The sequence below is a fragment of the Pedobacter hartonius genome, assembly GCF_900107535.1.
In the GTDB taxonomy this organism is placed as follows: Bacteria; Bacteroidota; Bacteroidia; order Sphingobacteriales; family Sphingobacteriaceae; genus Pedobacter; species Pedobacter hartonius.
The window spans coordinates 523,358-548,514 of sequence record NZ_FNRA01000003.1 but is presented as its reverse complement, the minus strand read 5'-3'; the positions used below and the strand labels follow the sequence as shown (position 1 = coordinate 548,514).

The window sequence follows — 25,157 nt, the reverse complement described above, 5'->3', positions numbered from 1 at the left end:
CACTGGGATACTTGTCCCCAGAAGAATTTGGTAGAAACTTAAATAAACAAAATATTGCCGCTTAACTAAATGTCAACTTTAATGTTGCAATTCCAGGTTGATTTCCGGATCATTTAACGCTGCCTTGATTTTTCTTACGATATTTCTAAGGATTTCTTTTTTGTCCTTAAATTCATTGAAGATTTCCTGGTCTAAGCGGCTGAAGGATTGCATTCCCTTTTGTTCCTGTGAATCATCTATGGCTAAAAAATTACTCAATTTCAAACTTACTCCATTGGCGTTCCGATACCGTTCTTGATCAGGTTTGTCCTCGAAGCTCGGTAACTTGTTTATTAGAATGGAGAGGGCTATGACCTCAGGATTACTGGAATGAATTTGTCCTGGTCTAATTCTGAAATAAAGGTCTAACGCTAAAATGATTTCATCCCGATTCCATTTAGGATTTCTCTTTGGTTTTTCGTTGGTGGGCATGAGCTTTCTTTTGGTAATTCTGGGATGTGAAACTTCGTGGGTTGTTAACTTTCAACAATACTGCGTTAAGAGCCGAATATGGTTCAAATGATTATTTAAGAACAGTGCATGGGATATTAAGAATCTTCTGAATCTTTTTTAGGTTTAACTGGATCTATCTTAATCACCTCAGTTAGTTTCTTTTTTGAAGGGGTACCATCTTTTTTTTGATTGTAAGTAATTCTTAGAGTAAGCACTATTAAATCGTGCTCTGGAAGGGGAATGGGGAATAATTCGCCAATGCTTTCTACTTTAAAAACATTCGCCAGTAATTTCAAATGACGGATGCTATACTTATCAGGCGCAGTCAATAATTCAACTTTTCCTACAAATCCAGATGATAAATTCATTTTATGACTCAACTGCACCTGCGATAGATTATGGTGATCACGAAGTTCTTTTATACGCTTGATTAAAAAATAGTCAAGCTCAGACATAGTGATATTAATAATCTCTTCCATCATTAGTTTAATGGAAAGCAAGAGAGCAAAAAATAAAATATTTAACACCTCGATATGTGGATGTAATAAATTATTTTACTTACATTTGCTTAATAAAATAACTATTTATAAACAATGAGTAATTTTTAAGGTAAAAACCTATTGTATTAGTAGGTGAATGAAATCTCTTGCACGGAAAACCGCCAGTTAGACAGCAAGAAGATAAGTGATAAGTCCATTCTCTGTGGATTCTTTTTACCTTTGCGGTATCAAGAAGAAATAGGGCTTGGACTTCACTTAAGTCTTTTGTTGTCAACTTAAATCCTTTTAGGGTTTGAGTGGTTCCTGGCGGTACCGCGTGCAAAAGCAGTGAAGTCCAAGCCCTATTATTTTGGATAATGTTGTAGAAGAGATTCATTTTTAAATTCTAACCAAATAGAAATGAGTACTAACAGAAAAGAATCACCCAAAATTTCTACAGTAAAGAATAAAGAACAGGCGCAGTATGTTCCCTCAAAATACACCTATGCCCATGTCGCGACATTCCACAGAACTGTCCTAGCTATCCTAAGCCAAAAGAAGCTAACCAAGCTTCGGGTTTCTGATATCACTACCATTTTGGACTTCATTATCATCCTAGCTGACCTAGTAGATTCTCCAATCATCCTGAATGAAAGAAGTAAGAAAAAACAAAAAAACTCAAATACAAAGTCATCTGCAGATCCTTTCCCCAAGATTAAAGGCTTGGGAGTTCTAAGCAGATCTGAGAAGTGCCTGGTTGCACTGGTCACCTGGATGCGGGAAGTAATCACCATCCAGGATCTCACTATGGAAATCGTACTGGAAGAGTATTACACCAAATTCCCGTATGCCTTAAAGCCCCCGGTGGTTTCAGATGTCGGTTATGTAATGCCGGATACTCCCAATAATACCGATAAAAAGAATTCTGGTAAACCCTAGTATACAATAACCATCATGCAAACATCAACTCTCCATTCACAAACAACCATCATTAAACCACCTGATTAAGTCAGTAGCGGGCGGTATAATTTAGGTTGGATGATGTTCCATACCGCCCGCTTTTTTCTTTTATTCAGATCTGCAACGAGGGCATCAAATATCTCGTGATGGCGGCGCTTTGTCTAACTTTTAAACTTATATCATAAATGAAAACTACTAAAGTAATCACAGTATTCCAATTAGAAACCCTATACCGCATCATGTTGCAAAGAATTGCCAAAGGCTATACTGCTGGACAGCTTTCTTTTTTAATCGGTGTGACACCTGAATATGTTGAAGAGGTTGAATCCCTTCAACGTCCATTTTATACCAGTGATGAACTTGAAAGGATAGCAGTCGCACTGGAAGAAAGTATGCTACATCGCTTCTTTCCTTCAGTAGATGATAATACGCAGTTGCTCATATCAGTACACAAAGAGAAATATAACGGAAAGTGGATTCATACTTATTACAGTGTGAACGAACAGAATGAAGAAGAAGAACTGTTTCGGTTGAGGGAGGATGTAAGCTGGGAATTTGAAGATCTTCCGGAGGGGGATGATACGCTGTCCATTGTTGAAGATACGATTGATATACTGCTGCGTTCGGGTTATTTCTACGAAGCTAAATTGCCAATGGAAGTGTTTCATGCTATCAATAAACTGCTTCCCACTCATCTAAGCCCACTATTTACTCATGTAGCTATGGAGCGCATGTGTGTAGCCAATGAAAATGAATATGGACCACTACGTTTAGTGACACACCAAAATTCTGCTTACAAATACGAAGAGCGTTAGAGTCCTTTCTTTGGCGCCTCAATTTCTAACCATTTATAAATCTGATTAACGATGAAAAATCTCGTCATCGCAGGCAGGAGGAGTTCCTATGCCTGCAAAATCCTGCTCTTATTGCAAATCACCATCCTGATGACGTGTGGATCTGCAAGGCAAGTGTATGCTTTAACTTCCAAAACGCCTCAGGCATTGAGAATAAATATAAAAGTCCGCGGAAGGATAGTAGATGAAGACGGTAACGGAATAGCAGGTGCAGTAATAAAAATAAAGGACGGTAAAACAACCGTCCTTTCCGATTTACAGGGTTATTTCTGGCTTCTTGCTGTTGATGATCATGCAGTGCTGACAATTTCCCATCTGGGTTTTCAGCAGCTTGAAATGAGGGTAAAGAAGGACCTTGGAGAAATCAGGATGAAAGAATCCTACGGGCAGCTGAATGAGGTAGGCATAGTGAGTACCGGTTATCAAAGCATTCCAAAAGAAAGAGCTACCGGCAGTTTTGTATTGATAGACAGCGCCCTTCTGAACAGGAAAGTAAGTACCAATATCCTTGATCGCCTGGATGGGGTGACCAGCGGGTTGATCTTTAACCGGAACAAAACAGGCAATACTCCTTATATCAGCGTGAGAGGACGTAGCACGATTGCTTCGGATGCGAATCCTCTGATCATCCTGGACAATTTCCCTTACGACGGTGATATTTCCAATATCAATCCGCAGGATGTAAAATCTGTCACGGTCTTAAAAGATGGTGCTGCTTCGTCCATCTGGGGTTCCCGTGCAGGTAATGGGGTAATTGTGATCACTACCTACAAAGGAGTGTTCAACCAGAAACCGATGGTAACCTTAAATTCAAATGTGACTATCGGAGGCCGGCCAGACTTATATTACAGGCCACAGCTAACCAATCAGCAGTTCATTGGAATTGAGCAATTCCTTTTTGACAAGGGCGCTTACAATACCGTGATCAACAATGGATATAGTAGCCTTTCCCCTGCGGTAGAGATCATGCTGCAGAACAGGAAAGGTACCATCACAGAGCAGCGCAAATCAGCTCTGCTTGACTCCATTGCTATGCATGACAACAGGGATGACCTGAAAAAGTATTACTACCGGCCAAGTGTAAACCAGCAATACCAGCTGAGTGTAAACGGGGGAGGGGCGAATAACAAGTATTATGTTTCGATGGGCTACGATAAAAACCAGGCGAATACGGTGATCAACAGTAACGACCGCATCAGCCTGAATGCCAGTAACACAGTATCCATGCTGAACAATAAACTTGAAGTGGTGACCGGCATTATGTTTACCGCCAGCAATGCCAATGTAGACGGAACGGCTTATACGCCGCAGTTTCCTTATGAAAACCTGGCTGACCAGAATGGGAATGCACTGGCAATTACAAAAACCCTGCGGCTCCCTTATGTAGATACAGTTGGAAAAGGAAGACTGCTGGACTGGCATTACAAACCACTGGATGAAATACGGAACCCGTCAACCACGCAACGCTCGCGGTTAACGGATTACAGGATCAATGTAGGCCTGTCATACGAGATTCTGAAATCGCTGCGCCTGTCTGGTAGTTACACCTATGATAAAGGCGTGGATGAGCAGGTCAAACGGAATACATTAGCCTCTTACTACACGAGGGATATCATCAATACCTATTCGCAGATCAACCAGGCTACTGGTGTGGTCACCTATCCGGTGCCGTTGGGTGAGATCGCTGATAATTCGTCCCGGCTGTATTACTCGCACTATGCAAGGGGACAGCTGAACTATGAGAAGCTGATTGCTGGAAAACATGCTGTAAATGCAATAGGAGGGATTGAGGTAAAGGATTACCAGAGTAAGTTCAATTCTTTTACGTTGTACGGCTTCGATAACGAAACCCTGTCCAACAAAAACAACACGATTAATCCGACAGTGCTTTATCCGGGTATTTATGGCTTTAACTCATCAAGGATTCCATTAAACATTGCCAATGCGAGCACAATAGACAGGTACCGCTCTTATTTCTTTAATGGTTCTTATACCTACAATGACAGGTACATCCTTTCTGCAAGTGCCAGGAAGGACGAATCGAATCTCTTTGGGGTAAAGACCAATCAAAAAGGTGTGCCGCTGTGGTCTGCAGGACTGGCCTGGAATATCAGCAATGAAAGTTTCTACCATTTTGACCAGCTGACGTACCTGAAGTTGCGTGCCACCTATGGTTATAGCGGAAACGTAAATAAATCGGTATCGGCTTACCTTACGGCGCAGGCGATGGGACTGAACAACCTCTGGAATGTTCCCTATGTCACAATTACGAACCCACCCAACCCTTCGCTGCGCTGGGAGCAGGTGAGGAACATCAACTTAGGCCTGGATTTTCAAACGCGCGCTAATGTATTATCCGGCAGTGTGGAATACTGGATCAAGAGTGGCTTTGATCTGATCGGGACTTCGCCCATTGCGCAACAGACAGGAGTATCTTCCTTTACTGGCAATACTGCCAGCATGAGGGGCCAGGGGGTGGATGTGACGCTGAATTCAAATAACCTGAAGGTAGGAGGTTTCAGCTGGTCTGCCCAGTTCCATTTCAACTACAATACAGACAAAATTACGGACTATAAGGTAAAAGCAGTTGATAATGGTTCAATCGTAAATAACAACTTCATGAGCCCTGTAATAGGACGTTCGTATTATGCTGTGTTTTCTTACCGCTGGAGAGGGCTGGACAACCAGGGCAATCCCCAGGCTGTGCTGAATGGTGTAACCAGCACCAATTATCCCGGAATAACCAATTCTACCAATATCAATGATCTGGAATATAACGGCACGCTTACACCAAAATATTATGGTAATATCATGAATAACATTTCATGGAAAGCGTTCCAGCTGTCATTCAATATCGTGTATAAGCTGGGATACGTGTTCAGAAGAGCTTCGCTATCCAGTTCGTCAGTATATGCAGCAACGGTGTACGGAGCTTCGCGGTATCAGCAGGAAGATTACGAACAGCGCTGGCAGAAGCCCGGGGATGAATTGCTGACCTCTGTCCCTGCATTGGTTTATCCGGTGAACAGCTCCCGCGATGCGGTATATTCTTCATCATCTGCTTTGATAGAAAAGGGAGACCATATCAGGTTGCAGGATTTGAGGCTGGGCTATTCTCCGGGGATAAGGAATACTGCGAAGGCCTGGCTAAAGCATCTGACGGTATTTGCTTATGCTTCTAACCTGGGCATCTTATGGAAAGCAACAGGACGTAAGGTGGATCCTGATTACAGCAGCGGCATACCACTGCCCAAAACTTTAGCTATTGGATTTAAAGGAAGTTTTTAATCAACAAAATTAAAATCTGTATGATGAATTATTTAATCAAATATGGAATTTTTGCAATCTGCATTCTGCTGAGCAGCAGCTGCAAAAAGTCTTTTCTGGATGCAAAACCAACATCCGCGATACTTACACCAAAAACGCTCAATGACCTGCAGGGGCTGTTGGAGAATGATGTGGAACTCACAAAATCGACACCCGCACTTTCGCAGATGGCTTCTGACGATTACATCTTCACGAGTTATGAGAACTGGCTATCGACCAATACGCCAACAGAAAGGAACTCGTACCTTTGGGCGAAGGATATTTATGAGGGTACAAAACTGATCAGAGACTGGTCCAGCGGTTACTCGGGTATTTTTTACTGCAACAACGTTTTAGAGGTGTTGTCAACAATTGAGCAAACGCCGTCCAATACCGCCCAGTATCAGATGATCAAGGGATGGGCCTTGTTTATGCGGGCTTATCTGCTTTATGACCTGGTGAGGAATTTTTCTCCTACATATGATTCCGCTACGGCTGCGCAGGATCTGGGGGTTCCTGTACCACTGAAACCTGAGGTGGATGTGCTGCTGGGCCGGGCTTCAGTGCAGGATACCTATCAGCAGATCCTGTCGGATCTGGCAAAGGCTACCAGGGCTCTTGAACCTACGCGTCCTGTAAACAGTAACAGACCCGGCAGAGCTGCTGCTTATGCGCTGGGTGCCCGCATATACTTAAGCATGAGGTTGTATAAGGAGGCAGAAGGGTATGCTGACAGCGCGCTTACCATCAGCAGCAAACTTATCGACTACAATACCATTAGTAAAACTGCTCTCAATCCCTTCGAAATCAATAACGATGAAACAATTTTCTCTACCGGTGCAATCCTGGCCGATTATACGATCATAACACCCACTTCTGCCAATACAAGAGTAACTGTTAATCCGGAACTGGTAAATCTTTATGATCCCAATGATCTGCGTCTTACCATATTTTTTCGCTTAAATGCCACCACCGGCAACTTGTATGTGAGGAGGGGATACTTTCTGCAGTCCACGCCCTACACTGGCCTTGCTACCGACGAAATGTATCTGATCAAAGCTGAATGCCTGGCAAGGCGAAACCTTATACCAGAATCTCTCGACTGGCTGAATCGACTGCTGATAAACAGATTTATTACCGGCAGCTTTAAACCAGTCAGGGGCTTAAGTCAGGACGCCGCATTACAGCGGATCTTAACAGAGAGAAGAAAAGAGCTGGTCTGGCGGACACTCAGGTGGACAGATCTGAAAAGACTGAACAAAGAGGGTGCAAATATTACGCTAACCAGAAGCCTGAACGGAGTTACCTATACACTGGCGCCAAATGATCTGCGGTATGTTTTTCCTATCCCGGATGATGAAATTGCCTTGAGCGGGATTCAACAAAACCCACGATAACCAACAAATGATATACTTAAAACCAAAAATGATGATTCACAAATTTATAACCTCATTAATTTTAGTGGCCTCTGTTTCATGCAGCGTATTTGCAGAGGGAGATGCATATATCACCCTTCATGCGACCAACAAGGAGATGATGAAGAAGTCAATGATACTGACAACTTTTAAAGACTATCTGCAAAGCAATATCAGCGGCGTTGAGCAGATTGCTGCACCAGACGGGACGGGAATATATAAGTTCCATATTTCAGGGATAAAAAAATTCCAGTTGTTTTTCCTTAACGCAGATCAGAATATGCTTATTCACAGCTATATTGAAGCAGGTGATGATATAAGGATTGACTGCTCTTCTGCGGATGCGGTTGACGTGAAGGCAGAAAATCTTCATTTTTCCGGAAAGGGCAGCACCAAGCTTATTGCGACAACCAGACTGGCTTTTGCGTCAGACAGACCATCTCCGGGAATAGCTTTGAATAAGAAATTTGACAGGGGTATTTTGGACACATTGGTACTTTGGGTTAAGGGACAGTATCAGTCCGGGATGCAGATGATCCAGCCACTAAAGAAGGATATCAGCAGTCCTGTTTATAAAATGATTCAAACTGATGTTTATGGAGTGGCTGCAAGCGGTGTTTGTGGGTATTTTGGTGGCAGAAGAAAGCAATATGCATCCCTGAAAGATCTTGTTGATCTGCTTGCAGACCTGCATCGCAATGTACCCGCAACCGATATGGAGATTTTGTCACAATCGGCAAGTTATATAGATTATCTGATTCGAAGCGGCCTCACGGTAATTGATCTTGAAGACATCGATCCCCGGGACAGGCCAATGGAAATGTGCAATGCGCTGATCAAAATGAATCAGGGTTTACTGCGTGAAAAAACTTTAATGATATATCTGTGCAGGTATGACTTTGTTACCAAAAGCAGAAATCCGGATCAGGTATATGCGAAGGCTCTTGAACATATTAAATCACCGTTTTATAGAAATTATCTAACCAAACTTGCCGAAATCAGAAAGCCGGGTGCCGAAGCATTCAATTTCAGTTTGCCTGATGATAAGGGTCATGTGGTAAGGCTTAGTGATTTTAAGAACAAGGTAGTGATGATAGACAATTGGTTCACAGGCTGTACAAATTGTGCAGAGATGGCCAAAAGAATAGCTCACGAGGTGCTTCCTGCATTTATCAATAATCCGGATGTAGTATTCCTTAATGTGTGTGCTGACAGGAACAAAGCGCAGTGGCTGGAAAGTCTGCAGGGGGGGAAGTATACCCATCCGGGAAGTATTAATCTTTTCACTGAAGGCTTAGGGGAAAGTCACCCTTTTATGAAGAAGTATAACTTTGAGAGCTTTCCCAGAGTCATCCTCATTGGCAGGGATGGGAGGATGTTTTCTTCAAACATGCCACTTAAAAGTGCTGATATGATAGCTAAAATCAATGAGGCACTGAAAAAATAGTAATATAAGGGTTCCCCGCGGGGAACCCTTATATTCACCTATTCTGATGCCGGTATCCAAATCCTGTCCAGGGGCTCGGACGGACTTAGACCAAAATTCTGAACTTCTGATTCAGTATAGGTGCGGTCTTCTGATGGAATTGAATTTTGCGCAGGAACTATATACTTACAGCGGTGGGCTGCGTTACCGTCACATTGGCCATCCCTACCAGTTGTAGTGGAAACATAAGAATAGCTATTTGCAGCCTTTTGTACAAAATAGCCTGCAGGTAAGGTTTTACCACTTCTTGTTGTAGTGTGCGACTCTACATTACTTAACGCACTGCCTCCAAGTGCCGTTCCGGCAACCAGGACACCCAAAAATAATTGGTTCATAATTGTTAGATTAAATTATAAAAAACACACGATGTTTCTTTATACAGGTCATCGCTTTGCCTGTTTCGCGCGCACGATATCTTTATCATTGTGATGAGTGTTTATTAAGGTGAAGCCTTTTATATCATTATCAAATTTCAGCGCTATCACAGATAGCATCAGGAAGAATAAGTTGAAGATGATGTGCTGCCCCCATGATAGGTGAGAGATTACGCCGCCACAATTGCAGGGCAAATCTTTTGCGTAGAATACCATAAATAGGAGGTAAGTAGAAAAGGTCAGCATCAAAAGGAATGAACTGATTAAGCCATACTTCCGTGTGCTGTTTGTTAATAACAGTACACTGGATATGATTTCAGCGGAGGGAATGGCGTACGCCAGGAGCAGATGATATTTGCCTATGACAGGCAAAGTACCCAGTACCCATTCAAAATTATGGAACTTCCAAATTTTGTTCGCTGCGGTATATAGAAACAGCAGGACAAATAGGTAGCAGGCGATGTCGGGGATGACCATTTTAATCTTTGTGTTCATGATAAATCATATTAAAGTGATCTTTTGAACAGCAGCAGGATCTGCGCAGATCAGCGTATGCAGCCTGATTAGAAAATAGATGATACCGGCGTTACCAGATAGCAGGCTTGCATCCTGATGATTTAAACCACGCATATTCCAGCTCACATGCCCTCTGTGATTGCTGATCTTCATATGATCCAGTAAGTGATAAATCCAGGAAATCCTGGTCTTCCATTTGTGGTCCCCGGTGATTCTTGCCGCCTCTGTATAAGCCACTCCTACCCCTGCGAGGCCAGATTCCAGACTGAAATCAAAACTATTTGGATGCTCATCTATCTCAGTAAGCATTTTATCTGCAGTAACTTTGTATTTCATTTCATTCAGGAGTTCATATCCATAGAGAAATATCAAAGCGATACCAGATATACCGCCCATCAGGGAAACATCAACAACTTCTTTTGATTGATTGTGGCGCCATTGAGGTACTGGTTTATTGACAGCACTGGTCAGCGCATCTAAACCTTTTCTGATAGCATGTTTTATCTTTTCATCCGGCCGGTATTTGTAATATTTTATCAGGCTGAATAATACTCCTGCACTTCCGTCGGCCAATCGCAATTGTTCAAGAGGCCAGGATCCCTCAGCTGTCTGATGGCTTAACATCAAACTGATTAGATCCTTTAATTTACTTTCTACGGAAGGGTCAAGCCCCTGTTGTAGAATGAGAATTGCTGCCAGCGCTTGTCCGGATATGCCATCGGCCAGACCCAACGTAGGTGCTGTGGATCTAAACCAATCAGCGGTGGGAGGATATACATCTTCCCTGGGAATTATCCCTGTATCGAAAGCGCAGTAAAGACCGAGCGCATTACCTGCAAGCCCACAGAACAAGCCGGGCAGGTCGGCTTCTAAGGTTGATTGATAGATCGAACAATCGTCTTCATAATCCTTTTTGAAAAAGGAATGAACGATTTGAGAGTTACTATTAACCCCATACTCAGCAAGTGTATACAGAATGCCCTGGACCGGAATGGTAAGGCCCGCATTCAAGTGCTTACGGTATAGGATATACTTGTCACTCAGGTCTTCATCAATCAGGCCTTTGAAAGCGTAATGCAGCAAATGATCTATATCATAGCAAGAAGGAAGCTGAAGTTCAGTTCGCTTAAGCATTTGACTTTTGTTTTTATTTTCTGATGTAAACAGCTTATTGATGGTCAGGTTGATCTCCGACAAATCGGGGCGTTCATTCTTATCTTCAGACAGGCAGCGCTGAATAATGTGCAGCATTTGTTTGGGCACACCCAGAAACGACATCGCTCTGCGTAGCACGTCAGGATTTTCTACATCAAATTTAAGCGGTGGAAGATTAGTGAAGGTGCTTAGCAGTAATGCGCCTAAACCGTATATATCTTCTTTAATAGTAGGAACACGGCGTAAACGTTGTTCAGGTGACATAAACCCGGGTGTTCCCAATGCAAACGGAGGAGAGGGGTGGACTTCGCCCATGGCATAGGCGAGTTCAAGATCAATCATATATACTACGTTCTTTTTGGTGATCAGGAAATTGTCAGGCGTTATATCGCGATGAAGAAAGCCAGCATCATGCATTTTTTGGATTTGATCAATTATTTCTGATTATAGTTCTAAAATTGAAATTCTGTTTTCTGCACTCAGTGCATCCCATGTTTTCTTTTCGAAAATACCGGCTACAATTTCTCTTAATGTCCTTCCTTCTATATATTCCATGATCAGATAGTCATGGCCTTTGTACCTGAAAAAATCTTTGATCTCTGGCGTGCCAACAACATTTGACAGCGATTGCTGAACATAGAGCTGCCACCTTAGTCTTTCTTTCATGCCCCTTCCAAATTCATCAGGCAACATTTGTGCTTTACCCTGTTTGATAATTACATGGTCCGTTTTTAACCAATCCTGGCAATCTTTTGCCTTGTACACATTACCCTTTTTATCCTCTTTAAGGACGCTGATAATTAAATAATCCTTGAGGAGCTTATTGATTTCAGGATCGCTGTATACTTTCTGTGATATTTGCGTTTTCATGTTTTACTTTTATTGACTTTGAGAATTTCCCCTTTGTGCTGATATAAAGTTCTTTGTTTCAGGGAAATATATCATTACACATTTGGCGGAATTAGTTTGTACGGATGGCCTGACGTATTTTGCCATAAGGTTGTTAAGAACACGCCTTATGACTATCTGCTATGAGAGAACCGTCTTTTAAGCCTGGCAAAATGCCTAAGCGACATATTGAGATAGGATGCCAGATTTTCATTATAGCTGCTGATAAAATACTGGGGATGCTGTTTAAATAAGGTAGCGTAACGGGTTTCTGGTGGTAACCTTAATAAGAGTTCGCGTTTGTTGGACTCAGTAATGCTGCGGCTGATCATGCCCAGCCAAAGTTTGCCTGCCTCCGGAAAGCGAGTAAATGTTTCGGCGAGAAATGAAGATTCTAAACCTATCAGCTGGGTTGTGCTGAGGAACTCAATGCGCTCTACAAACAAGTCTGATGATGTTAGCGGAGGTACAATAAAAGATGCCTGGTCTGCAATCCAGAGTGTATTTTTTACATTTGTAGTGCGGTTTACGCCACAAACTAAGCCATACTGAACGAAATAGATAGTTTGTGATACGGGTGGGCGATAGGGCATATGATCGCCCTTTTGAAAGATATGGCAGATGATATGTTCTGAAAGATATTCTTTAAAATCCAGACTCAAAAAGGCTATGCCTGATAATGTTTTAAATAGGAGATCGTTGTTCATGCGTATTTGTCTGTTTTTATCCCTCACATTTTGGGACCGGAATTTATCAGAGCATATAAAAACTGTATGCAATTGGATATTGCGCATTCTACTATCGGAAGAGATCAGGCCCTGGTTATCCAAAAGAAGCAAAGATTTTATAGCGAGTCAAGTGTCTGTGGGTGTCGTTACTATCAAATAATTGAAAGAAAAATGCTTTATAATTATGTATAAACGCAATTACAGGGTGTCCTTTTTGTTTTAAATTTCTTTTTGAAATAATAATAACAATTATTTAGTTTTGTGTTATTGACTGGCTTTCTTATAAGGAGAAGGTGGTTTGCCTAAATATGAACTGTATGGATACAATTTTAAATGGTCTGAAAGGCTTTCTGTCTGACTGTACCTCAGATCATCATGAAACGAGATTATTCTGTGAAACACAGGAGTTTTCTGTACTCGTTACTAATGAATGCAAGAGGATTCGTACAGCCATCAGGCAAAAGCTCTATGCACTGGATGCAGACAGCTCAGCACGTACTGATTTTATTGTGTATCTGCAGTTTGAAATCTCTTCTTTAAGCAATGATATCTGTACTTATTGCTCTCCAGATTCAGCACTGGCTATTGTAACAAATGGATTGCTTGATTTTTTAACCAGTGAATTTAAACTTTACTTTAATATTAACCTGCCTGTGCCCGCTACCCTGGTGATGGGAAAACTACAAGCACGGGTATCTCTGCTAAAAAGCTTTTTGAAATTAATGAATAGTAATGGAGCAGATCCTACCCTGGCAGAATTGATCGCAGATTATATCAAACAAAATGGGTATAGGATCCATACGTTTTCGGACCTGTACTATTACAACCAATTTTGTGACAGACTGGACGAACTTTGCTCAGAAGAGTCACAGAGGAACCTGCAGACCAGGTTGATTGAAAAATTATTCTATATTAATTTTAATTCACTCCCGTTTATAACCTACTGTTCGGACATGTATGCGATAGACGCAGAGCCCAAAAAACACTTGAGCGCTATTGAGATTGAGACTGCAGTATGTCTGCAAAATATGAGTCAGAAGCCACAACACAAGGGTTTAGCTTTTGATGACTCCGACAGGCCGTTACGCGCCATGCTTAAGGAAATGATAAATTATCAGCAGGAACGCCTTCTGGAGTTGAGGCATAGTACTGCAGATAAATTATCTGATGCACCCAAAAAACCACTTATAACGGCACATATGAACGTGAATGTATTAACTATCATTGCACGTGCGGCACATTCTTCCAATACTTTTACTACCGATAAATATGTGAATTTGTATGCCTTTATAGCTGATCATATTGTGACAAAAAATCATCCCGGCCCTCTGTCTATAACAAGCATCAAAAAGAAAACACAAAGCGCCGATACCGCAGATGCTGCAGCTGCAGTGCGGCATTTAGATAGCGTTATTAATCAGATTGTAACGAAATACGGTCTGGAGGGACGCAGAAGTACAAGCCGTTAATTAAAAAACTTAATGGATATGCTTTTAGATCTGGCTATAGGTGTTTGCTGGTATTCCTCATTGGCATGCTAATTCATAGTCCCTTTCATCATCCAACGTGCTTTTCATTTCTGTTTTCATACCCATCGGTTAGTGTTTTTTCAACAGCAAATTTACCAGATTTACCTTACATGGAATGGGACAAAAGTCCCAATATGAAGACGGGCTGTCTCTATAATCTTTTGGTTAAAGTGCAGATTAAAGATAAAATTCAATCCTGATATTGCTGGGGTCATTCAGCCAGATTTTCTCCTTTTTACTGCTCGTATCGATGTGGATGCCACTGTTTGCAATGTGACTTTCATTCAGCACCCGTTCTACTTCCTCTAAATCTGTGAGGTTTTTTAATCCAAATGCGAGGTGTTCCAAGCCGATTGCTTTAGGGTCGAATTTTGTTCTTAATGGATTTTTTTCTGTCTTCTCCATCAAAATCAGTTTTGTTGTTCCCACTGTATAGATAGAAGTCTGGGAATTCTTATACATAGGATCGCCAAAGATTTTGGTGTAAAACTTTTCAGTTTCTGCCGCATCAACTACTGTGAGGACAATATGGTGTATACTTATAGCGTGATTAAGTTCTTTACTGATCATAAATTTATTTATTAAATGTGATGCCAGAATTTTCCGGCTTTTTGTGATTCAAGTCGGTCTTCATTCAGGATTGATTAGTTTTATAGTGCTTATTTAAAGCGCAAAGTGGGTATAGCTAAACTGATTTACAAGTACGGGTAAATTTAACCATATTAAACCTTAGATTGTGATGACATATTTTTAAAGCAAGAAAGATGAACAGGGCACGACCGCTTCTTACGCTGGGATTTATTTTTTTAATTACCATTGGTTTACATGGACAGGATCTGAATCACCATCTCCATGATCTTGATTTTTTATATCAAACCTTGAAGAAAACGCCGGGTTACAAGGATCAGATTAAAGGGCAAAAGCAGAAGGATTATGTGCAGCTCTTCCAGAGATTGAAAAATGCTCAGATTGGACCGTCTGCCTTAGATACTTTCTATCATTACTCTAAATTGTTTTGGCCTATCAAAGATATGCACCTTGGATTTTGGGAAGTATTTGATAAGGATCTCAGTATAGAAAAATTAAAGGACTCTGTATATATTGCTGCTTACCACAGGAAATCTGCTTTCAAAAAGATCCCAAAAGTTAATTTAGATCTGGACTCCCTGGAACATTCGCTGCAAAGCAGGCCGGCAGATAGTATTGAGGGGATTTATTCTGCCGGAAGATTTGGCAAAATAGGGGTTTTCAGGACTAGTGTCCGCGATAGCTTAATGGGGGTGGTTCTTTCAGCGGGTTTTGGAAATTCGGAGCGTGGAGAGTTGTTTGGCATTTTCAAAGAACACGTTGCAGGGAGGTTTCGTGGAGTGTATACTGCGCTTCTTACCAAAAGCTGGGTCTACAGCCCTGATGTTGGTTTCAGACAAGGAATGTTGAACCGGCTGGATTTAAGAAAGGAAAAAGCCTTTAGCTATGCAGAATTTTGGAGTCCGAAGCCATTTTATTATAAGATTATCTCTCCAAAAGCACAGTACATTTACCTGGGAACTTTTATCTCTTCTAATAGTAACCTGAAGATTGCCAGGGAATTCTACGAGCGGATCAAAGATTCGTTAACCGCTCCTAATCTAATTGTTGATCTAAGGGGAAACCCCGGTGGCGGAGAGCGCTGTTCAGACCAATTTTTAAAGCTGATTAAAAAATATGCGTCACGAGGTAGGGTTTACGTGCTGGTTAATCGTTTTGTGGGAAGCAATGCAGAACGCTTTACCCTAGCCCTCAAAGGGCATAAAAATGTGAAAGTGTATGGTGAAATAACTGCCGGGGTCATTGCCTATGGGAAGAACTCAGGTGATGTAGTCCAGCTACCCAGTGGGAGGTTTCAAGTGTATAATACTGATATGAAAGATCCGGCTAACTACCTGCAGTATGAAGAAGTAGGGGTAGTACCGGACGTATTACTTAACAATAGATCGGATTGGATTAACCAGTTGAGTCCATTTTTTCATAATTAATGAAATTAAATATTGCGACAAATATACTGGAATTTTGTCGCGATACAGAGTATTGCGACAGTTTTCGCCCAGTTTTTGTCGGGATACTGAGTATTGCGACAAAAATAGGTCGATTTTTGTCGCGATAATGAGTATCGCGACAGATATTCGAGCAGGAGATCATATTGACAGATGGCAGAGAATTGACGTTTTGCAATAACAGCAGAGCTGGTAACGGTGCTTTAGCTTTTCAAATCATATATTCTTATTTACCAGATATTTTAAATCAATAGACACTCCGGCAAAATGATTTCAGCCGATGCCAGGTGCGCTCTTTTTTCTCAAACAATATGGTTTCACCCTGTCCGCAGCGTGGCCCGCAAACAAAGGCAGACTGCAGGATCGCAAAGTTGAAATCTTTTGAAAAGACGGGGCGGGAAAAAACGTAATATCCATTTTTATCGCCACGATTTATCAAATCCGCGGATTTAGCGGAGTTTGTCTTTTGATCATATTCAAGTAGATGCGCGCCGGGAAATTCATGCCCTGACCACATCGTTGTATCACTTTGAGATTGGGCGACAAGCTCTTCAACTGATAGATCTGATTTTTTAAATTTTACTATCTTGCTGGCACACATTTCGGTGATAAATTTTGGTGGTGCCTGCAATACGAGTATCGAATCTTTCTTTAAATCCGCTTTAATGTAGCTTTCAAGTAAATTGTAAGTTTCTTTGGCTTTTCTTGTTTCGTTCGATGTTACGTTTTCACTTCTCTGGTTACAGGAGCCTGAAAAGATTGCCCCCGATATGATGAAGAATAAGCTGAGTTTTAAATCGATTCTATCAAAATTCATTAAGTAATATAGTGCGCAAATGCCCAACAAAACTGAACTAAATAAAAGATGATTGTGCGTAAGAATTGACAACATAGAAATACAGAAGAAAAACAGGATCCACCTGAGGTAAATATCCATGTTTAACTTTACCATATATAATAATGTTAACAGGAAAAACAATCCGGCCAGACCAAATAGAAGTCCGCAAATAATTGAATATAAGTTGTACGCTGATGATATGCTCAGAAATATCCATTCTGGCAACAGGATGATTGCGAAAGTCGATAACCAGCCAAGTAACCTTTTATAAGCCGGAATGGGCAGACTTTTACTAAAATTCAGATAATCTATTTCGAATTTTAACAAGGTGAACATCAAAACCGCATGGCATAAAACAGATGTCAGCAACGCTACTAATAACACCTGCGTATTGTTGCCTGCGTCTGTGAACATCAGGAGCATTCCCTTAAAGAAAAGTAGCGACAGGACTTTGCACATCACTAACATTAATGCCTGTTCATTTAACAAATAATATAATCTCCAGCTATAGTAAGGCCTTTTGATTTTTATAAATGAAATGGATTGTTGTCTGTCTTGTTTTAAAAAACCAAACGTCACCGATCGGTAAGAAAGAAATGATAAGCCAAAAGCCAGGGCAGAAAAAACAATCACAATGCAAATCAGGCTAATGAACAAATGATGATAGGCGCTTAGGCCAATCAGCGCAAAAACATAAATGATGATCGGTAGCAGAATTACGCAATAGAAGGCCATCCACAGTTTTAACTGGGCATTCTTTTCCAGAGTACCTGTTTCATTGATAAAATTATATTGCGCCAGGGCCATCTTTTGTCTGATAAAAAAATGAGCCTTAACACCATATAGCATCCAGGAAACAAATACGATCAACATTCCCAAGGGAGAGGAAATCCCGGCTAGCAACAAAGCTGTATGGTAAGCGATTAATTGAGACGGGTCTACTACGCCAAACAAGGCATAGAATCCCAGCAGGAAAAGGCCCGCGTGCTGCTGATAAAATTCTTTTGCGATAGTGCCTGTTAATAACCTCAACATCTAAAGCCGGATAATTTGTTTATTGACAATCTGAAAAACCTGGTCTAAATGGAGCTGATCGTTGCTTACTTCCTGATGTGAGGACAAAAGAAAACTTTTTCCTTGTGATGCTTTTGCTTTTATCAGTTCGTAAAGCTTATCTGCTGATCTGACGTCAATTGTAATGAGTGGCTCATCTAAAATGTACAGATCGGCATTGCCGACAAATGCACAGATCAATGATAGTTTTTTCAGCATTCCGCTGGAATAGCTGCCGATATTATGATCAAGGAAAGGTGCCATTTCGAAATATGCTGCAAGCTCTTCAGCTTGTTTTCTTTCGGCCCTTCGGGTATCTGTATAAAAGTCGATCAATTCTTTTCCTGTAATAAACAGGGGGTACTGCGGCTCGGCCTCAGCAAAGCTAATTTTAGAGCGGAATTTTACGGACTCTTTTCTTAACTGAATCCCGTTCAGCTGCACTTCACCTTTAAACGGGATCTGCCCGGAGATCATCCGGAACAAGGTTGACTTGCCTGTACCGTTTCCTCCTTTTAACCAGTAGATTCCATTACCGACTGTCCAGTCACTGAAGTTCAGGACCTCATGACTGCCATATTTCTTATTGATGTTTGTTAGACTAAGCAAATCAGATTTTATGTTATGATCAATACGGGTGTAATTTGTTACATAATTTACGAAAACCGAAACAAATCAATAGTATATTCTTAAGAAGTTTGAGGATACGCTGAATCGGGCAGTGAGGAAGTACATTTACGGGTATCTGCAATTTGTCATCTTTCGACACATTCATACAAACATAAGCGTAATCTGAAACGAAAAAGTACCTTTGGTTTTGGGCTCATTTGAGCATTGATGACTGAAATGTTGCCTTGAAGGCACTTAAGTTATCAATTTATTATATCACATTTTCTAAAATTACACCATATGTCTAAGACAGTTTTGATTACCGGCACGAGTACCGGGTTTGGTAAAATAATAGTAAAAACACTATCTGAAGCAGGTTTTCAGGTTATCGCAACGATGCGCGGTAGTGAAGGCCGCAATCAGGGTTCAGCAACTGAACTTTCTGGATTGACTAATGTAGAAGTAGTAGAACTGGATGTTACGGATGATGCGTCGGTGCAAAAAGCGATGGTATACATCAATAGTAAATATCCGAAAATTGATGTCCTCATTAATAATGCAGGGGTGGGCGGTGTCGGAATTGCAGAAGCCTATTCTATTGATCAGTTTAAGCAAATGTTTGATGTGAACGTGTTCGGTGTGATGCGGATGTACCAGGCAGTATTACCATCTATGCGCAGTGCGGGTGCCGGACTGGTGATTAATTTTTCGAGTGTTAACGGAATGTTCTCATTCCCTTATCTGGTGCCTTATAGCTCTTCAAAATTTGCGCTCGAGGCCATCAATGAAGGTATGCAGAATGAGTTGAGCCAGTTTAATATTGACAATGTGAGTCTGGTCATCGGAGCGCATCCTACCGAGATGAACAATGGGGTAAAATCAGGACTCAATTCAGATCTTGAGGCAGTTACAAGTGCCTACGGACAGCTCGCACAGGATCGGCAAAACGCAACAGGCGACCTGGTCGGTGCAAATATGCACCGTAACGATCTGCAGCATCTTGCCGGGCAGGTTTTAAAAATCATTAATATGGAAACAGGAACAAGGCCTTCAAGGGTACCGATCGACGAAATAGCCGAAGGAACCGACCGTGCTTTTATTGAGGGGGTAAAGACACTAAAAGGTGATTGGGCCAAAAAGTATAATATTGTCCTGAAGGATTAGATAATTTATACCCCGGGCCTGGCAATCTGCCGGGCCTTTATTTCAATATACTTTTTCAGATCAACTATGAAGATTTACTTAGATATAAAATGTCTTTCTGATCTGACAAATTTAGTTAGAGGTTCGCTTCTGCTCGTCTTCATTACCAGCCTTTCCCGAACTAGCCTTTATTTTTTGATTCCCGAATTTGTAAGCTATTGAGAAGCGCACTGAGCGATTATCATAATAATTTCTGTACACTAATTTGATATCGTTAGTATAACTGGTCACAGTGTAACGTTCCCCTCCGAAGACATCACTGCCAGCGACTGTAAGCTGTAACTTCTTATCCAGAAATAAAGCCTTAAATGCGAGAGCCAGTGAATTGGCGGAACTAATCCGGTCCAATCCATCTACCCCGGGAAGACTGTACCAATAGTTTACACTAAATGTGAGCGTTTGCTTTTTATTGAGGCTAAAGTCATTATAGGATGATAAGTAGGAGCTGTAGCCCTCTCTTCGTTTTTGAGTAAGCGCATTACTTGACCTTGATACTGCATAGCTTAGATCCAAACTATTAAAACTCGACCACCAGGATATTTTATCATATGTATACGATTCAGAAATTCCAACTTTGTTAGAATTGAGAAAATTATCAACAAAAAACCTGGTTATATTGGAGTTGGGATCAGCAATTCCAAATTGTTCAAATCCATGATTTTGCTTGCTATAATAAAGTTTATTTTCCCATTCTTTGTAGGTGTGGATCAACTCTATGTTATTCGTGAAAGCAGGCTGTAGAAAGGGATTTCCTTCACTATAAGTGTATGGGCTATCATATACCTTGAAAGGATTTAACTGCTCAAATTTAGGTCTGTCTACTCTTCTGCTATAGGATAATGAGATGTTATTGTTCGCATTTGGTGCATAGGACAGATAGGCTGACGGATAAAATTGAACATAATCAAAAGATGTTTTCTGGCTTCCCAGCGCTGTGATCCCTGAACTTTGAGTAGCTTCCATTCTCAATCCTAATTTAGTTTCCCATTTATCATTTATTTTTTTGTTGCCCGAGAGGTATGCAGCATGTATTTTCTCATTGTATTTGAAATAATTTGAGGTATCTGCCACAGGATCACTTTTTGCATCATTCCTGTTGAGAAATACAATCGAATTATTTGTGACGGATGATGAATACTTATAACCATATTCAATATTTACAGTATGAAATTGCGATTCCCCATCGATTTTAGCAGAAAGGTTTGTGATTTTCTGGTCGTTGCCATTAAATCCTGAGAAGAAAGTATCTGGTAAAATATATTTATCCTTATCAAGCGAGCTTCCCCTGTAATTTCTGGAATCTGAATTTTTGTAGATAAAATAATCAAAAGCAACTAAAAGCTTTCCGCCGCTGCTGTCAGTCTTGATCGTGTTATTCCATGTAAATGAATTAAGTACCGGCTTTTTTTTAGTCTCGGATTGCGAACTTATATAAGAGCCCGTCTCGCCATTTTGATAATTAGAAATTGAGGTAAGGGGCCTGTCATCTATATTAAGTTTGGAATTGCTGCCTGAATACTGCAGCTCAGTATTCCAGCTCTTATTTATATCGTAAGCCAGACCAACCCTGCCACTGACAGACTTGCTATTAGCTTTTCTGGGGTTATTTTGTGACCAAAGGTTATCTGGATAATAAACCTTGTTCGTTTCGTCAAGTTGTTTACTTCCATCACTTAAACTATAGTTGGTAAAAAAAGAAAGACGTTCCTTGTTGTAAGTTAAATTTCCGGTAGTTGATTGAGTACCGTATGTTCTCTGTGTATATGCTGCGCCAATCGTTGCATTCCAAAAATTTAAGGTTTTTTTCTTTAAAACGATATTCAAAATGCCGCTGTTACCTTCTGCATCATATTTAGCCGGCGGAGTAGTGATAACTTCTATACTTTTGATGTTATCAGATGATATAGAGCGTAGAAAATCGGTTAAGTTTTCACCCGACAAGTTCACGATCTTGCCGTCAATCATTACTTGTAAGCGATCTTTTCCTACTAAAGAAATTTCATCACCTTTCATCCTTATACCAGGCGTAATTTTAAAAGCATCAATTGCATCGCCACCAGCTGATAAACTCGTTCCTTCCAGATTAAAGACTAAGCGGTCTATTTTTCTTTCGATCTTTTTGTGCTTACTTACAATGTCAACCTGCGCTAAACTCAGGGTCTTTTGAGATTTCAGCGTACCCAATTCCATATTTTCACCTATTGATATATCCCGTTGAAACACAGTACTGCCAATAAAGTATACTTTCAATACATAGTGGGCAGCATCAGCCATTAATGAAAAACCGCCATCCTTCGCGCTGAATGTCTCTTGTTTTATACTATCATTGACTGATAGGACTATTCTTGCAAATTCAATTGGCTTATCCTCTTCATCAGTAATTCTACCGCTAATCTTAAATTGTGAAAATCCAGTCAAAGAGGTTACTAATAATATTAAAATTAATGTTAATTTCTTCGTGTCTATCAAAAATAATATTTTAAGTAAACCAATGTCCCTAATATATTTATCTTTTAAAAATCTTTGGGCCCTAAAGGGTTACCGCATTGTTTTTACAGTGAAAATAATTTCTAGTTTTATCCCTGGTTTCTTGAGATTAACCACGGAGATAGCGTAGTTGCCGTAAAAAAAGGCTTACTAATATTTTATTTCAAAATGGCATGAGGTATCTTGTTATTTTTTGTTTCTTAAAGTTTTAAGAAATTTGATGCAATCGAGAATAAATTAGCACAGGCAGGTGCGAGGCCTGGATTCATTAATCGCGTTAAAAATTCAGGCGGACAACTAAAACTTAGCTATTTTTTACAAATTGCAATTGTTACAGCCCAAATATATGAGAACTGACCTGAAGAATGAACTGGCCACCAAACCACACTATCCCATATTAGACGGCCTTCGCGGTGTTGCAGCCATAATCGTTGTCACATTTCACCTGGCTGAGCCCTTAGCTACCGGCCATTTAGATAATCTGGTCAATCATGGTTACCTGGCTGTGGACTTTTTCTTTTTATTGTCAGGTTTTGTGATAGGCTATGCTTATGACGATCGCTGGCATAAAATGACCGTTAGCAATTTTTTCAAACGCCGTATCATACGTCTTCAGCCAATGGTGGTTTTGGGAATGACCCTCGGTGCTATCGGGTTCTATTTTACAGATTCTACGCTCTGGCCGCTCATTCATACCATTCCTGTCTGGAAGATGCTGCTGGTGATGCTGATCGGCTATACTATCCTACCCGTACCATTATCGCTTGATATCAGGGGTTGGGAAGAGATGCACCCGCTGAACAGCGTGGGATGGTCATTGTTCTTTGAATACATTGCCAACATTCTTTATGCGGTCTGGATCAGGAAGTTTTCCAAAACGGCATTGAGTATCTTAGTAGGCATCGCTGCGATCGCACTCGCGCATCTGGCCATCACAAACGGTGATGTGGGTGGTGGATGGACACTGAATGTGGAACAGGTACGCATAGGGCTGACCCGTACCATGTACCCTTTCTTTGCCGGTCTGTTACTTTCACGCATAGCGAAGCCGACGAGAATAAAAAATGCCTTTTTATGGTGCAGCCTATTGGTAGCCATTGTACTTTATATGCCGCGCATTGGCGGCGCTGAACATGTTTGGATGAACGGGATCTATGAGTCTGTTTGCATTATCATCGTTTTCCCGCTTATCGTATATCTTGGCGCAAGTGGCGTGATGCAAACTCAAAGTGAGAACAGGATCTGCAAATTCCTGGGCGACATATCTTATCCGCTTTACATGGTACATTACCCGCTGGTCTATTTTTACGTGGCCTGGGTCAGCAATCATAAAGGCGTAACGATTGTGCAGGCATGGCCCTATGCCTTACTCATTTTAACAGGCGGGGTCATTCTGGCCTATGCTGCATTAAAATGGTATGATGAGCCCGTTCGCAAATGGTTGCGGAAATAAAACTTTTACAACAATTAAGAATAACAAACGGCTTGGGATCTGATAATTTGGAAAACTTAAAATAGTGACACGTGTTAGGGAAATAATCTACGTAAACTATGAAAAACAAACGATTATTTCCCCTCTCCGTATTTGCCATGCTCCTCAGTGCAGGAGCGGCAAATGCACAGCGTGGCCTTCCTGTAAAGGACGTCACCAAATTTGTATCTGTGATAAAATATGCACAGGTCATGGATTTTAAACTTGAAATGGTTAAACTCCTGAAAGTTCCGCCAGGCTTCGAAGTTTCTGTTGCTGCCTCAGGACTTGGTAAACCAAGAATGCTCTATACCAGCCCCGAAGGAAATGTATATGTGACCCGCCGTGACGGGGGCGATGTACTGCTGCTGCAGGATAAAGATGGTGACAGCAAGTTTGAAAACCTGGTCACCGTAGTGGCAAACTTTAAGGGCGTACACGGTATTACCATGAAAGATGGCTGGATGTACCTCTGTAACAGTAATGAAGTGCGCAGATACCCGGTCAAACCTGATGGGACACTCCATACAGAAGCAGCTGAGTTACTGATCAAAGACCTCCCCGATGGAGGACAGCACCCAAACCGGACGATGGATTTCGGACCGGACGGAATGCTTTATATCAGTGTGGGCTCACTTTGCAACGATTGTAAAGAAAGCGACAAAGAAACTGCGGTGATGCTGCAGGTAGATCCCAAAACATGGGGCCGCACAGTGTATGCCAGCGGCCTGCGTAATACGATTGGGTTCGACTGGCAACCACAGACAAAGGAAATGTGGGGAATAGACAACGGAGGAGATACCAAAGGGAGCGAATGGCCGCCGGAAGAAGTGAACCATATTATCAAAGGTGCTGATTACGGATTCCCGTATGCTTATGGTAAAAGGGAGATCGACAAAAGCCGCGAGGACCCGGCAGGCAACAGCAAAGAAGCCGTAGTTAAAGGCACACAGCCCTCTGTTTTGGAATTAACCGCACATATGGCACCAATTGCCTTTACCTTTTTTGACGGGGCGGCAAACATTCCCAAAGACTGGTCTGGCGACGGACTGGTAGCATGGCACGGCTCCTGGAATGCGGAGCAGCCCGTTGGATATAAAGTTCAGCGCATACATTTTGAAAACGGAACGGCAGTAAAAGCCGAAGACTTCCTTACCGGCTTTCTTCAGGACGAATATCGTTTCGGAAGGCCTGCAGGAATAACTATCACTAAAAACGGTACTGTATACATCTCAGATGATGCGGCAGGAAATATTTATGCTGTTAAAAAAAAGAATTGAT

21 protein-coding genes are annotated in these 25,157 nt (G+C 41.3%); 10 read left to right on the top strand and 11 right to left on the bottom strand.

Annotated elements, in window-relative coordinates; all coding sequences use genetic code 11:
* Positions 1 to 78: 78 nt before the first annotated feature.
* Both BLW16_RS08470 and BLW16_RS08465 read right to left on the bottom strand, forming a co-directional pair.
* Complete coding sequence (locus tag BLW16_RS08470; RefSeq protein WP_090556105.1) at positions 79 to 471, bottom strand: hypothetical protein; 393 nt, start codon at positions 469 to 471, stop codon at positions 79 to 81.
* Between the two features lie 116 nt (positions 472 to 587).
* A complete protein-coding gene (locus BLW16_RS08465; protein WP_090556104.1) occupies positions 588 to 974 on the bottom strand; it encodes a helix-turn-helix domain-containing protein in 387 nt (128 codons plus the stop codon).
* A gap of 417 nt (positions 975 to 1,391) precedes the next feature.
* On the opposite strand from BLW16_RS08465, the gene BLW16_RS08460 reads away from it, so the two are divergent.
* The 5 genes from BLW16_RS08460 to BLW16_RS08440 all read left to right on the top strand — a co-directional run bounded on the left by BLW16_RS08460 (position 1,392) and on the right by BLW16_RS08440 (position 8,953).
* The gene (locus BLW16_RS08460) at positions 1,392 to 1,910 is read left to right on the top strand and encodes a hypothetical protein (protein ID WP_090556103.1); all 519 of its coding nucleotides are present in this window, start codon (positions 1,392 to 1,394) and stop codon (positions 1,908 to 1,910) included.
* A 206-nt stretch (positions 1,911 to 2,116) separates the two neighbouring features.
* Positions 2,117 to 2,746: a helix-turn-helix domain-containing protein gene (locus BLW16_RS08455; RefSeq protein ID WP_090556102.1), complete on the top strand. Its 630-nt coding sequence runs from the start codon at positions 2,117 to 2,119 to the stop codon at positions 2,744 to 2,746.
* Positions 2,747 to 2,797: 51 nt separating this feature from the next.
* Positions 2,798 to 6,073, top strand: a complete 3,276-nt coding sequence (locus BLW16_RS08450) for a SusC/RagA family TonB-linked outer membrane protein (RefSeq protein WP_090556101.1) — start codon at positions 2,798 to 2,800, stop codon at positions 6,071 to 6,073.
* Between the two features lie 20 nt (positions 6,074 to 6,093).
* Positions 6,094 to 7,488 (top strand): RagB/SusD family nutrient uptake outer membrane protein, encoded by a 1,395-nt coding sequence (locus tag BLW16_RS08445; protein WP_090556100.1) that lies wholly within the window; start codon positions 6,094 to 6,096, stop codon positions 7,486 to 7,488.
* A gap of 28 nt (positions 7,489 to 7,516) precedes the next feature.
* Positions 7,517 to 8,953 (top strand): TlpA family protein disulfide reductase, encoded by a 1,437-nt coding sequence (locus BLW16_RS08440; protein ID WP_175470520.1) that lies wholly within the window; start codon positions 7,517 to 7,519, stop codon positions 8,951 to 8,953.
* 38 nt (positions 8,954 to 8,991) lie between these two features.
* On the opposite strand, the gene BLW16_RS08435 is transcribed toward BLW16_RS08440, so the two are convergent.
* From BLW16_RS08435 to BLW16_RS08415, 5 genes are all read right to left on the bottom strand, one after another.
* On the bottom strand, positions 8,992 to 9,327 hold the full coding sequence (locus BLW16_RS08435; RefSeq protein ID WP_090556098.1) for a hypothetical protein: 336 nt from the start codon (positions 9,325 to 9,327) through the stop codon (positions 8,992 to 8,994).
* Between the two features lie 48 nt (positions 9,328 to 9,375).
* A complete protein-coding gene (locus BLW16_RS08430; RefSeq protein ID WP_090556097.1) occupies positions 9,376 to 9,861 on the bottom strand; it encodes a MauE/DoxX family redox-associated membrane protein in 486 nt (161 codons plus the stop codon).
* A gap of 6 nt (positions 9,862 to 9,867) precedes the next feature.
* Positions 9,868 to 11,472: a lanthionine synthetase LanC family protein gene (locus tag BLW16_RS08425; protein WP_317039948.1), complete on the bottom strand. Its 1,605-nt coding sequence runs from the start codon at positions 11,470 to 11,472 to the stop codon at positions 9,868 to 9,870.
* Positions 11,473 to 11,481: 9 nt separating this feature from the next.
* Positions 11,482 to 11,907 (bottom strand): hypothetical protein, encoded by a 426-nt coding sequence (locus tag BLW16_RS08420; RefSeq protein ID WP_090556095.1) that lies wholly within the window; start codon positions 11,905 to 11,907, stop codon positions 11,482 to 11,484.
* Positions 11,908 to 12,059: 152 nt separating this feature from the next.
* Positions 12,060 to 12,632 carry a cyclic nucleotide-binding domain-containing protein gene (locus BLW16_RS08415; RefSeq protein ID WP_139298293.1) on the bottom strand — a complete coding sequence of 191 codons (573 nt, stop codon included), beginning with the start codon at positions 12,630 to 12,632 and terminating at the stop codon, positions 12,060 to 12,062.
* A gap of 338 nt (positions 12,633 to 12,970) precedes the next feature.
* Between BLW16_RS08415 and BLW16_RS08410 the strand changes: the two genes are divergently transcribed.
* Entirely contained in the window at positions 12,971 to 14,122 is a 1,152-nt protein-coding gene (locus BLW16_RS08410; RefSeq protein ID WP_090556093.1) for a hypothetical protein, read from the top strand.
* A gap of 237 nt (positions 14,123 to 14,359) precedes the next feature.
* Here BLW16_RS08410 and BLW16_RS08405 read toward each other — a convergent pair whose 3' ends face one another.
* Positions 14,360 to 14,752, bottom strand: a complete 393-nt coding sequence (locus BLW16_RS08405) for a VOC family protein (RefSeq protein WP_090556092.1) — start codon at positions 14,750 to 14,752, stop codon at positions 14,360 to 14,362.
* 194 nt (positions 14,753 to 14,946) lie between these two features.
* On the opposite strand from BLW16_RS08405, the gene BLW16_RS08400 reads away from it, so the two are divergent.
* Complete coding sequence (locus tag BLW16_RS08400; RefSeq protein WP_090556091.1) at positions 14,947 to 16,197, top strand: S41 family peptidase; 1,251 nt, start codon at positions 14,947 to 14,949, stop codon at positions 16,195 to 16,197.
* 265 nt (positions 16,198 to 16,462) lie between these two features.
* Here BLW16_RS08400 and BLW16_RS08395 read toward each other — a convergent pair whose 3' ends face one another.
* Positions 16,463 to 18,007, bottom strand: a complete 1,545-nt coding sequence (locus BLW16_RS08395; protein ID WP_139298292.1) for a hypothetical protein — start codon at positions 18,005 to 18,007, stop codon at positions 16,463 to 16,465.
* An 81-nt stretch (positions 18,008 to 18,088) separates the two neighbouring features.
* Positions 18,089 to 18,715, bottom strand: coding sequence for an ATP-binding cassette domain-containing protein (locus BLW16_RS08390; RefSeq protein WP_175470519.1), 627 nt, complete (start codon positions 18,713 to 18,715; stop codon positions 18,089 to 18,091).
* Between the two features lie 300 nt (positions 18,716 to 19,015).
* On the opposite strand from BLW16_RS08390, the gene BLW16_RS08385 reads away from it, so the two are divergent.
* Positions 19,016 to 19,879 (top strand): SDR family NAD(P)-dependent oxidoreductase, encoded by an 864-nt coding sequence (locus tag BLW16_RS08385; RefSeq protein ID WP_090556088.1) that lies wholly within the window; start codon positions 19,016 to 19,018, stop codon positions 19,877 to 19,879.
* 111 nt (positions 19,880 to 19,990) lie between these two features.
* Here BLW16_RS08385 and BLW16_RS08380 read toward each other — a convergent pair whose 3' ends face one another.
* Complete coding sequence (locus BLW16_RS08380) at positions 19,991 to 22,387, bottom strand: TonB-dependent receptor (RefSeq protein WP_139298291.1); 2,397 nt, start codon at positions 22,385 to 22,387, stop codon at positions 19,991 to 19,993.
* A gap of 364 nt (positions 22,388 to 22,751) precedes the next feature.
* Here BLW16_RS08380 and BLW16_RS08375 point away from each other — a divergent pair, with 364 nt between their 5' ends.
* Together BLW16_RS08375 and BLW16_RS08370 are read left to right on the top strand one after the other, a co-directional pair.
* Positions 22,752 to 23,858: an acyltransferase family protein gene (locus BLW16_RS08375; protein WP_090556086.1), complete on the top strand. Its 1,107-nt coding sequence runs from the start codon at positions 22,752 to 22,754 to the stop codon at positions 23,856 to 23,858.
* Positions 23,859 to 23,956: 98 nt separating this feature from the next.
* Positions 23,957 to 25,156, top strand: coding sequence for a PQQ-dependent sugar dehydrogenase (locus BLW16_RS08370; protein ID WP_245735178.1), 1,200 nt, complete (start codon positions 23,957 to 23,959; stop codon positions 25,154 to 25,156).
* Position 25,157 lies beyond the last annotated feature (1 nt).